The organism is Streptomyces palmae, assembly GCF_004684805.1.
Taxonomy (GTDB): domain Bacteria; phylum Actinomycetota; class Actinomycetes; order Streptomycetales; family Streptomycetaceae; genus Streptomyces; species Streptomyces palmae.
In genome coordinates this window covers 1-9574 of sequence record NZ_SRID01000274.1, presented here as the reverse complement: position 1 = coordinate 9574, position 9574 = coordinate 1, and the positions used below count along the sequence as shown (strand labels likewise).

The following is a 9574-nucleotide window of genomic DNA, read 5'->3' as shown; positions in this document are numbered from 1 at the left end:
GCCCTGAACAAGCACCACAGCGAGGACGCCCGATGACGACCCCGTACCCGCAGCAGCCGGCCCCCATGGCGGGCCCGACGCCCCCCGGTATGCCCGGTGCCGCACCGGCTTCCGGTATGCCCGGTGCCCCCGGGGCGCCCGGCTACGCCGCGTACACCTCGCCCATCCCGATCCGGCCCACCAACCTCGGGCACGCCCTCCGCTCCGAGTGGACCAAGATCAAGTCGGTCCGCTCGACCATGTGGACCCTGGGCGTGCTGATCGCGCTGGTGGTCGGCATCGGCTTCGCCACGGCGGCGGGTCTGTCCAACTCCAACCTGGAGGGGAACTCCCCGCTGACCTTCGGCTTCGTCGGCGTGCTGCTGGGCATGCTGTGCGTGATCACGCTGGGCGTGCTGGTCATCTCCTCCGAGTACGGCACCGGCATGATCCGCACCACCCTCACCGCCTGCCCCAGCCGCAGCCGGGTGCTGGGGGCCAAGGCGGTGGTCTTCTTCCTGCTCACCTTCGTGGTGATGGCCGCCTGCACGCTGGTGACCGCGCTGATCGACGACTCCCTGCTCAGCGGCAACGAGGGCGCTGTGGAGGCGACCGGCGAGGACTGGTTCAAGGCCGTGGTGGGAGTCAGCACCTTCGTCGCGCTGCTCGGGCTGCTGGCGCTGTACGTCGGCGCGCTGATCCGCCACTCGGCGGGCGCCATCACCATCATGATCGGCGTGGTGCTGCTGCCGCTGGTGCTGGCGATCTTCATGCAGGCCGGCGCACTCCATGACGTCCGGGACGCGCTGCTGGAGTACTCGGTGCCCAACCAGCTCACGGTGCTCTACGACAACGGCGCCAGCCCCAACGACTCCGGCCCGCAGGGCTGGGACCCCCTGCTGATCATCACCGGGGTGACCGCGGTGGCGATGCTCGGCGCCCACGCCGCGATCGAGAAGCGGGACGTCTGAGGCCGGACCCTACCCCCGGTACTCCTCGGTACCTCTCCGTACCTGTCAGTGCCCGTCAGTACCTCGGCGCGTTACGAGACCGCGGGAGCCGCGCGCTCCGGCGGTCTCTCGCGTTCCAGCAGGCGCGGTGCCAGTGCCGCCGGTCGTCCTCGCCGCCGTGCTGCCGCCAGGCCACCACGTGCGGCAGCCCGGGCGGGATCTCCTGGTCGCAGCCGGGGCAGCGGTAGTGCTTGACGGCGGCGCCGCCGCTGATCTGCCGCACCACCCACTCCTCGCCCTGCCAGTCCTCGGTGTGGCCCAGGCCGTAGCGGTCCGCCAGGCCGGTGTCACGGTCTGCTGACGCATCGCTGCCGCGCGGGCGGTTCCGGCGTGGGGACATGGGGCACCTCGGACGGGCTGTGGAGCACGGGATACGGAAAGCGTACGCGGCCCCGCCCCGGCCTGGGCAGCACGCCCGAACCGCCACCCTGTGATCATCATGAAAACTTCATGCCAGGCCGTGCCCTTGGCACGTGTCAGGCGTTATTGCCTTTGCGGGGACAGCGCTTTGGGGGGGCGCCGAGCCATCAGAGGAAGGCAGTAAGCGAACATGCGCGTCGGGGCATTCATTCTGGCCGCCCAATTCCCGGGCCAGGGGCAGGCGGAGGCGCTGCACCGGGCCGTGCGAACCGCCGAGGTGGCCGAGGAGGCGGGGCTGGACGCGGTCTGGCTGGCCGAGCACCACTTCGTGCCCTACGGAGTCTGCCCCTCCGCCATCACCCTCGCCGGGCTGCTGCTCGGCCGCACCCGGCGCATCGGGGTGGGGACCGCGGTCAGCGTGCTGCCGAACGCCCACCCGGTCGCCTTGGGGGAGCAGACCGCGCTGCTGCACCTCACCTCGGGCGGCAGGTTCACCCTCGGGGTGGGCCGCGGCGGGCCCTGGGTTGACCTGGAAGTGTTCGGCGGCGGACTGGCGGCCTACGAGCACGGCTTCCCGGAGTCGCTGCGGCTGCTGCTGCGCTGGCTGCGCGAGCCGCGGGTCGGCGCGGACGGCGAGCACTTCTCCTTCCGCGAGGTCCCGGTGGTGCCGCGCCCGGACGAGCTGCTGGGCGCGGTGCGGGACGCGCCCGGCGCCCCGCCGGTGCTGGTCGCCTGCACCTCCGCCGGGACCGTCCGACTCGCCGCCGAGCAGGGGTTGCCGATGCTGCTGGGCATGCACAGCGACGACGCGGAGAAGGCGGAGATGGTGGCGCTGTGGCGGGATTGCGCGCGGGCCGCCGGGCATCCGCCGGAGGTGGTGGCCGCGGTGGAGCATGTCTCGGCAGGTGTGGCCCAGGTCGGGGACAGCCGCCCGGACGCGGCGGAGGCCCTGGTCAAGGCGATGCCGGGCTGGCTGCGGCAGGGGCTGGACGCCCACACCACGGTGGACGGGCGGGCGCGTCGGATGCGGGACCCCGAGGCGTACACGGACCTGCTCTGCGGGATCCATCCGGTCGGCCCGCCGCGGCTGTGCGCGGACCGTCTGGCCGCGACCGCGGAGCGCACCGGCATCCGGCGTTTCGCGCTGCTGATGGAGGGGTCGGGTGATGTGGCGGCCACCGAGCAGAACGTACGGCGGCTGGGGCAGGAGGTCATCCCGCTGCTCGTCTGAGGACGTCCCCGGCATGCCCGCCCATCGCCCGCGCCGCGGGGGCGCCGGTCGTTCGGGAGCCTGGCGGACGCTGGTCCGTGCGCGCCGCTAGGGTGCCGGAGCCCGGCGGTCGGCGGGTGCCGTTCCGTACGCGCTAAGAGGGCTCCGGAGCGGATGCGCCGCTGCTACCGGTGCACACGCGGCGGAAGGGTGTCGATCCGGGCGCTCGGCGGGCGCTGGTCCGTACGTACTGCGGGGATGCCGGTCGTCCGGGCGCTCGGCGGACGCTGATCCGCACGCCGCCAAGGGTGCCGGTCCGGGCGGTCGGCTGCCGCTGATGCACACGCGCCGGGAGGCGCCGGTCGTTCGGGCGCCTGGCGGGTGCCCGGTCTGCTGGAGCGCTGCCGCCCCTGTCTGATGCACCTCCCCCCGAGGAGCGGCAGCCGAAACGCTTCAGCAGTCGCGCAGTTCGGGGGACTGGTTGAGTATCTGTCCACGTATGGATGTGAACCGGGCCAGTCGTTCATCAACCGACGCGTCCAGAGGGAAGACCGCCACCCGGTGGCAGTTCTGGAACGCCAGCCGCACCCCGAAGTGCCGCTGCAGCGCACCGCGGATCGCATCACTCGCCAGTGCCCTCAGCAACTGACCGCGCGCCTGCTCGTCCGGCGGCGGCGTCTGGTTGTCGGCGAACTGGCCGCCGTCGACCTTGAGCTGGGCCACCAGGGAGCTGATCATCTCCCACGCATACGGCAGGGAGGTCCGGACGCAGTCGACGAAGGCGGCTTCGTCGACCTCGCCTCGCTCGGCCTGTTCGAGGAGGGCCGGTGAGACGTCCAGCGACATGGGTTCTCCTCTCGCGACCCCAGGGACAGGGGTCTCAGGGATAGGCGGACGGCCGCGACGCAGCGTGCACATATGACGACCGCCCGAGACAACGGTAATTCGGCCACCGCGCGGACACCAGGAGAGTGCGGCCACAACCAGCCACCGCCGAAGGGGGTCGTCCCGGGATCAACAGGGCGGCCTCAGCGGCCGCGCCAAGTGCTCCGCCGGGCGCGGGACCGGGCCGGATCACGGGGCGGTTCGCCGGTACGCGGCCGGGCAGGAACCCGTCGGGGCCGGGGAGGACCGGCCCTGGGGTGGGCGAATCGCGTACCGGGGCCGGCGTCGAGTAGCGTTGCGGACCATGCGTCTCGTCATCGCCCGTTGCTCCGTGGACTACGCGGGCCGGCTCACCGCCCACCTTCCCTCGGCCCCTCGGCTCATCCTCGTCAAGGCCGACGGCAGTGTGTCCATCCACGCGGACGACCGGGCCTACAAGCCCCTCAACTGGATGTCTCCGCCGTGCACCCTCAAGGAGGGCGACGGCGACGTGTGGACCGTGATCAACAAGGCGGGCGAGAAGCTCATCATCACGATGGAGGAGATACTGCACGACTCCTCACACGAGCTGGGCGTGGACCCGGGGCTGATCAAGGACGGCGTGGAGGCGCACCTCCAGGAGCTGCTGGCGGACCGCATCGAGACGCTGGGCGAGGGCTGGACGCTGATTCGACGCGAATACCCCACCGCCATCGGCCCGGTGGACATCCTGTGCCGGGACGCCGACGGCGCCACGGTGGCCGTCGAGATCAAGCGGCGCGGTGAGATCGACGGCGTCGAGCAGCTCACCCGCTACCTGGAACTCCTCAACCGCGATCCGCACCTCGCCCCGGTGAAGGGGATCTTCGCCGCGCAGGAGATCAAGCCGCAGGCCCGGGTGCTGGCCACCGACCGCGGTATCGGCTGCGTGGTGCTGGACTACGACGGGCTGCGCGGCATCGAGGACGACAAGCTCCGCCTCTTCTGAGCCGCGACGCTCCGCCTGAGGCGACCGGCCGCAGCCGGCCCCGCGCTTGGCCGGGGCGCCTCGCCGAAGCCGAATCGGCCGCCCCGGCATCCCGGATCTCCGGGGTGCCGGGGCGGCCGATTCGCGTGTGCCCGCCCGGTCAGGCCGCGCTGCCGCCGGCGCTGTAGCTCCCGGTGGTCGCCCCGGTGGGGGCGGGGCCGCTGGCGCTGTCGGTGAGTTCGCTGGTCGGACTGGGATCCTCGGGTGTCGTGGTCGAAGTGGCCGGCGGGGTGGTCGGCTGCTGGGTGGTCGGCTTGGTCGTCGGCGGCTTGGTCGTCGGCTGCTGGGTGGTCGGCTTGGTCGTCGGCGGCCGGGTGTGCGGGGTCGGGTCCTTGGTGGTGTCCTGCTCCGAGGGTGTGTCGGTGGCCTCCGGATCGTCCGGGGTCCGCGGGCTCTCGGAATCGCTGCCGGTCTCGCCGGTGCTCGGCGAGGTGGTGGGATCGCTGGTCGCGCCGGTCCCGGGCTGGGTGATCCCATCGGGCGAGCCGGAATCGCTGCTCGGAGTGTCCACCGGGTCCCCGGTGCCGTCCGGCTGGGAGCTGGAGGTGCCCGGGCGCACGGTGTCCGGGGACGTGCCGTCCTCCTCGTCGGAGGCCATCCCCAGGGTGACCACGGTGCCGAGCACCGCGACCAGCAGGGCGCCCGCCCCGGCCGCGGCCACGTTGCGCCGGGAGCCGGTGAGCACCGCCCAGGGCAGCCCGCGGCGGCGCTTGGGTCCGTTGCCCGGTGCCGGGAAGGCCGGAGGCGGTACGGGGGCCAGCACCTCGGTCCGGTCGGTCGGCAGCGCACCCTGGTCGGCCACCGGGGGCGTGCCCGGAAACGGCGTGCCCGGGAAGGACGTGCCGGAGAGCTGCGTGTCGGGTGCGGAAGGCACCGGCGGCAGCTGCTCGGTGATGGCGGTGGCCGGCCCGGCGTCCGGGACCCGCGGGGCGAACGGCGAGGCGCCGGCCCCCTCGCCAGGACGGCCGGCGGCCGGCGGCGCGCTCGGGGCCGCGGTGCCGGAGCGGTCGGCGACCAGGGCCAGCGCCCGGCGACCGGCCACCGCCCCTCGGCGGTCGGCGAGCACCCCGCGCAGTCCGATGGACGCCTCCAGCTCGGCCCGGGCCCGGTCCAGATTGCCCGTGCACAGCGCCAGGACACCCAGCTCGTGGTGGAAGTACGCCTCCTCGGCGACCTCCCCGGCCAGCCGGGCGGCCTCCTGCCCGTGCCGAAGCGTCCGCTCCCAGGCGCCCCAGGCCAGCGCGGAGGCGAAGGCGGGAGCGGCGGTACGGGCCAGCAGCACGGCGGTGCTGGGCTGCCCGGCGGCGCGCTCGGCCAGCAGCGCGGCCAGGGTGGCCAGTACCGCGTCCGCCTCCAGCGCGACCCGCTCCTCGGTGACCGAGGGGTGGCCGGTCCACCAGGCGTAGTGCCCGGCGATGGTCTGGATGTGCGCGGCGGCGGTGTCCGCGTACCCGGCTTCGGTGAGCTGGGCCAGGGCGCCGGCGGCCAGCCGGTAGCGCGGCCCCGCCGGGGTGATCAGGCCGCAGCCGGCGAGTTCGCCGAGGGCGGTGTCGGCGCGGGTGTCCCCGGTGAGCGCGGGCAGTTGGGACGGGTGGGGGCACTCCCCGCCCAGCGCCACCGCGAACCGCAGCGCCTCGCGGGCCGCCTCGCCGAGTCCGGCGGCCAGCAGTGCGGCGGGGGCGGCGGCCTCGGTCAGCGGCGGCAGCTCCGGCCGGTCCGGCGCACCGGATCCGGCGTCCTCCGCCGCGGCGCCGGTGGAGTGTTCGGCCAGGTCGCCATAGCTGTCGAAGGCGATGGGCGGGTGCCGCGGGGTGTCACGCTGCCGCAGCAGGGCACCGGCCTGGACGAATCGCAGGGGCAGGCCCTCGGACTCGAACCACAGGTCGGCGCCCCAGTCGGCCTCCTCCTGGTCCAGCGGTCGGCCGGCCGCGCGCTCCAGCAGCTCCAGGCTGGCGGTGCGGCTGAGACCGCCGAGGGAGACCTCTTCCAGCGGGCAGCCTGGCGAGGGGGCGGCGGTCTGGGGGGTGGCGGAGATCAGGAAGGCGCACTCGGGGGTGGCGTCCAGCAGGTCGTCCAGCGCGGCGCCGCCGAACTCGAGGTCGTCCAGGACGACGACGGCCCCGATCTCGCGGACCGCGGCCAGCAGCTCGGCCCGGCCGGCCCGGTACCGGGGGGCGTGGTAGACCGCGGCGTACAGATCGCGCAGCAGGTCGCTGGGGGTGCGGTGACGGCCGTTCAGCTGGATCACGCCGTCCGGGGCGAGCCCTTCGCAGTCGGCGGCCACCGCGGCCAGCAGGGTGCTGCGGCCGGCGCCGGAGGGGCCGGTGAGCCGTACCGAACGGCCGCGGGAGAGCAGCCCGGACAGCTGCTCGCGCTCCTCGGCCCGTCCCAGCATCGGCAGTTCGTGCTCTGGGCCGATCGGCGGGGGCGCGATCGCGGCCCGGCGCACCTCGGTGCGCCGGGCAGGGATGTGCCGCTCCGGCCTGGCGGGCCGCGCGCCGGGCGGACATGGCTCTATCTCGCTGCCGTCCACCGGGTTGACGGTCAGGAGATCCTCGCCGACGACCAGGGTGGCGGTCCGGGCGACGCCGGGCGACGGCGCGAGGTCCCGGGGCGGCAGCGGCGGGGTGCCGCCCGTCGGACGTGTCCGGTCCTCGCGACCGTGCTCGTCGGATCCCGGATTCATCGGCTCCATGCTCAAAGCCCCCAGATGCGTGGCGTACGGTGTGCCTCCCCGGCCCGTCGGCACTCCGCCGTCCGCGGGAGGGGGTTCCCTCAGCCATCGCTTCCGGTTCGGTGCCCGCCGAGGGCATTGGGTATGCGGCGAAGCCGAACCCTAGACCGTCCCACACTATCCAGCGACACCCGGAGGGGGCTGCGCCACCCCGGCGTTTCACACGCGCGGCAGGGACTCCGCTTCCAACCCGCCCTCGATGGCGAGGATCCGGTGCAGCCGGGTGGCGACCAGCAGGCGCTGCATCTGGGGTGGCACTCCGCGGAGCACCAGCCTGCGGCCGGCGCGGCCGGCCCTGCGGTGGACTCCCATGATGACGCCGAGGCCGGTGGCATCCCAGGAGTCCAGTTCGGCCAGGTCGAGCACCAGGTCACCGTGGCCTGAGTCAACGGCTCGGTGCAGGACCGTACGGGCGTCCGCCGCGCTTCGGACGTCGAGGCGACCCTCGACGGCGAGCTCGGCGTGGTCGCCCCTGATGTGCATATGCGCTCCCCTTGGTGTGCAGTGACGCTGTCGTGGTGCGCCTATGTCTACAGAACTGACTGCCTTTCACACGACGAAGTCGCCGCCTGTAAGCGAACCGATACCGAAATCACCCGCGAGGGTGAGCCCGTCGGCGGACCACCGGGTCTGACGTCCTGTCAGGCCCGGTGGACTCCGTGTTTACCCCATCAGTACCGGTAGAAACCCTGGCCGCTCTTGCGACCGAGGTCACCGGCGTCGACCATGCGGCGCATGACCTCCGGCGGCGCGAACTTCTCGTCCTGGCACTCGGCGTAGATGTTGCCGGTGGCGTGCATCAGGATGTCCACACCGGTGAGGTCGGCGGTGGCCAGCGGCCCCATGGCGTGGCCGAAGCCCAGCTTGCAGGCGATGTCGATGTCCTCGGCGGAGGCCACGCCGGACTCGTAGAGCTTGGTGGCCTCCACGACCAGCGCCGAGATCAGCCGGGTGGTGACGAAGCCGGCCACGTCGCGGTTGACGACGATGCAGGTCTTGCCGACCTCCTCGGCGAAGGCACGGGCCCGGGCGAGGGTCTCGTCGCTGGTCTTGTAGCCGCGCACCAGCTCGACCAGCTGCATCATCGGCACCGGCGAGAAGAAGTGGACACCGACCACCCGCTCCGGGCGCCGGGTGGCCGCCGCGATCTTGGTGATCGGGATGGCGGAGGTGTTGGAGGCCAGGACGGTGTCGTCCTTGACCAGGCCGTCCAGGGCGCGGAAGATCTCCTGCTTGACCTCGATCTTCTCGAAGACCGCCTCCACCACGATGTCCGCGTCGGCGGCGGCGTCCAGGTCGGTGGTGGTGGTGATCCGGGCCAGCGCCTGCTCGGCTTCCTCGGCCGCCAGCTTGCCCTTGCCGACGAACTTGGCGTACGACGCCTCGATACCGCTCTTCCCCCGGGCGAGGGCCTCGTCCGTGACATCCCGCAGCACCACGTCGTATCCGGCCTGGGCCGAAACCTGCGCGATACCGGACCCCATCAGTCCGGCTCCGATGACGGCGAGCTTCTTCGCCACGTCACACAACCTCTCCTCGATGCTATTGGCCGGACCCTAACGCCCGTTCGGTGCCGGTGGCAGTAGGAAGTAAGGCGCGTCACGGTGTGTTCTTCACCGCATGGCCCAGGGTCGGCGCACCGCTCGCGCGGGTACGGCGGTGTCCTGCGCTGTCCGGAGGTGTCCCGCGGTGTTCCGCGGTGTCCGGCAGCACCGGTCGGTCGGGCGGACGCCAGGGCCGCGGCGGTGGCGCGTAGGCTCGACGCATGGTCAATCTCACCCGTATCTATACGCGTACCGGGGACAAGGGCACCACCGCCCTCGGCGACATGAGCCGCACCGCCAAGACCGATCTGCGGATCTCCGCCTACGCCGACACCAATGAGGCGAACGCGGCGATCGGGGTGGCCATCGCCCTGGGCGAGCTCTCCCCCGAGGTCACCGCGGTGCTGGTCCGGGTCCAGAACGACCTGTTCGATGTGGGCGCGGACCTGTCCACCCCGGTGGTGGAGAACCCGAAGTACCCGCCGCTGCGCGTGGTGCAGAGCTATGTCGACAAGCTGGAGGCGGACTGCGACCGCTTCCTGGAGGACCTGGAGAAGCTGCGCAGCTTCATCCTGCCGGGCGGCACCCCCGGGGCGGCACTGCTGCACCAGGCGTGCACCGTGGTGCGGCGTGCCGAGCGGTCCACCTGGGCGGCGCTGGAGAAGTACGCCGAGGTGATGAACCCGCTGACGGCCACCTACCTCAACCGCCTGTCCGATCTGCTGTTCATCCTGGCCAGGACGGCCAACAAGGAGCGCGGCGACGTGCTCTGGGTGCCCGGCGAGAACCGCTGAGCTCCCCGCCCGGGTCCACGGTCACCCTCGGCCCCGGACCCGGGCCCTCCCC

9 protein-coding genes are annotated in these 9574 nt (G+C 72.9%); 4 read left to right on the top strand and 5 right to left on the bottom strand.

Annotation, left to right across the window (positions count from 1 at the left end; all coding sequences use genetic code 11):
* The first annotated feature begins 32 nt into the window (after positions 1 to 32).
* Positions 33 to 950 (top strand): ABC transporter permease, encoded by a 918-nt coding sequence (locus E4099_RS23565; protein WP_386389495.1) that lies wholly within the window; start codon positions 33 to 35, stop codon positions 948 to 950.
* Positions 951 to 1005: 55 nt separating this feature from the next.
* Here the strand turns inward: E4099_RS23565 and E4099_RS23560 are convergent, their stop codons facing one another.
* Complete coding sequence (locus tag E4099_RS23560; RefSeq protein WP_135341120.1) at positions 1006 to 1329, bottom strand: ATP/GTP-binding protein; 324 nt, start codon at positions 1327 to 1329, stop codon at positions 1006 to 1008.
* Positions 1330 to 1539: 210 nt separating this feature from the next.
* Here E4099_RS23560 and E4099_RS23555 point away from each other — a divergent pair, with 210 nt between their 5' ends.
* Positions 1540 to 2580, top strand: coding sequence for an LLM class flavin-dependent oxidoreductase (locus E4099_RS23555; RefSeq protein WP_135341119.1), 1041 nt, complete (start codon positions 1540 to 1542; stop codon positions 2578 to 2580).
* 432 nt (positions 2581 to 3012) lie between these two features.
* Here E4099_RS23555 and E4099_RS23550 read toward each other — a convergent pair whose 3' ends face one another.
* Positions 3013 to 3405 (bottom strand): SCO5389 family protein, encoded by a 393-nt coding sequence (locus E4099_RS23550; RefSeq protein ID WP_135341118.1) that lies wholly within the window; start codon positions 3403 to 3405, stop codon positions 3013 to 3015.
* A 343-nt stretch (positions 3406 to 3748) separates the two neighbouring features.
* Here E4099_RS23550 and nucS point away from each other — a divergent pair, with 343 nt between their 5' ends.
* Complete coding sequence (nucS, locus tag E4099_RS23545) at positions 3749 to 4411, top strand: endonuclease NucS (protein ID WP_209446705.1); 663 nt, start codon at positions 3749 to 3751, stop codon at positions 4409 to 4411.
* A 139-nt stretch (positions 4412 to 4550) separates the two neighbouring features.
* On the opposite strand, the gene E4099_RS23540 is transcribed toward nucS, so the two are convergent.
* From E4099_RS23540 to E4099_RS23530, 3 genes are all read right to left on the bottom strand, one after another.
* A complete protein-coding gene (locus E4099_RS23540; RefSeq protein WP_135341116.1) occupies positions 4551 to 7145 on the bottom strand; it encodes an ATP-binding protein in 2595 nt (864 codons plus the stop codon).
* A gap of 198 nt (positions 7146 to 7343) precedes the next feature.
* Positions 7344 to 7667 (bottom strand): STAS domain-containing protein, encoded by a 324-nt coding sequence (locus tag E4099_RS23535; RefSeq protein WP_135341115.1) that lies wholly within the window; start codon positions 7665 to 7667, stop codon positions 7344 to 7346.
* Positions 7668 to 7855: 188 nt separating this feature from the next.
* Positions 7856 to 8704 carry a 3-hydroxyacyl-CoA dehydrogenase family protein gene (locus E4099_RS23530; protein ID WP_135341114.1) on the bottom strand — a complete coding sequence of 283 codons (849 nt, stop codon included), beginning with the start codon at positions 8702 to 8704 and terminating at the stop codon, positions 7856 to 7858.
* A 245-nt stretch (positions 8705 to 8949) separates the two neighbouring features.
* Between E4099_RS23530 and E4099_RS23525 the strand changes: the two genes are divergently transcribed.
* Positions 8950 to 9522 (top strand): cob(I)yrinic acid a,c-diamide adenosyltransferase, encoded by a 573-nt coding sequence (locus E4099_RS23525; RefSeq protein WP_135341113.1) that lies wholly within the window; start codon positions 8950 to 8952, stop codon positions 9520 to 9522.
* The last annotated feature ends 52 nt before the right edge of the window (positions 9523 to 9574 follow it).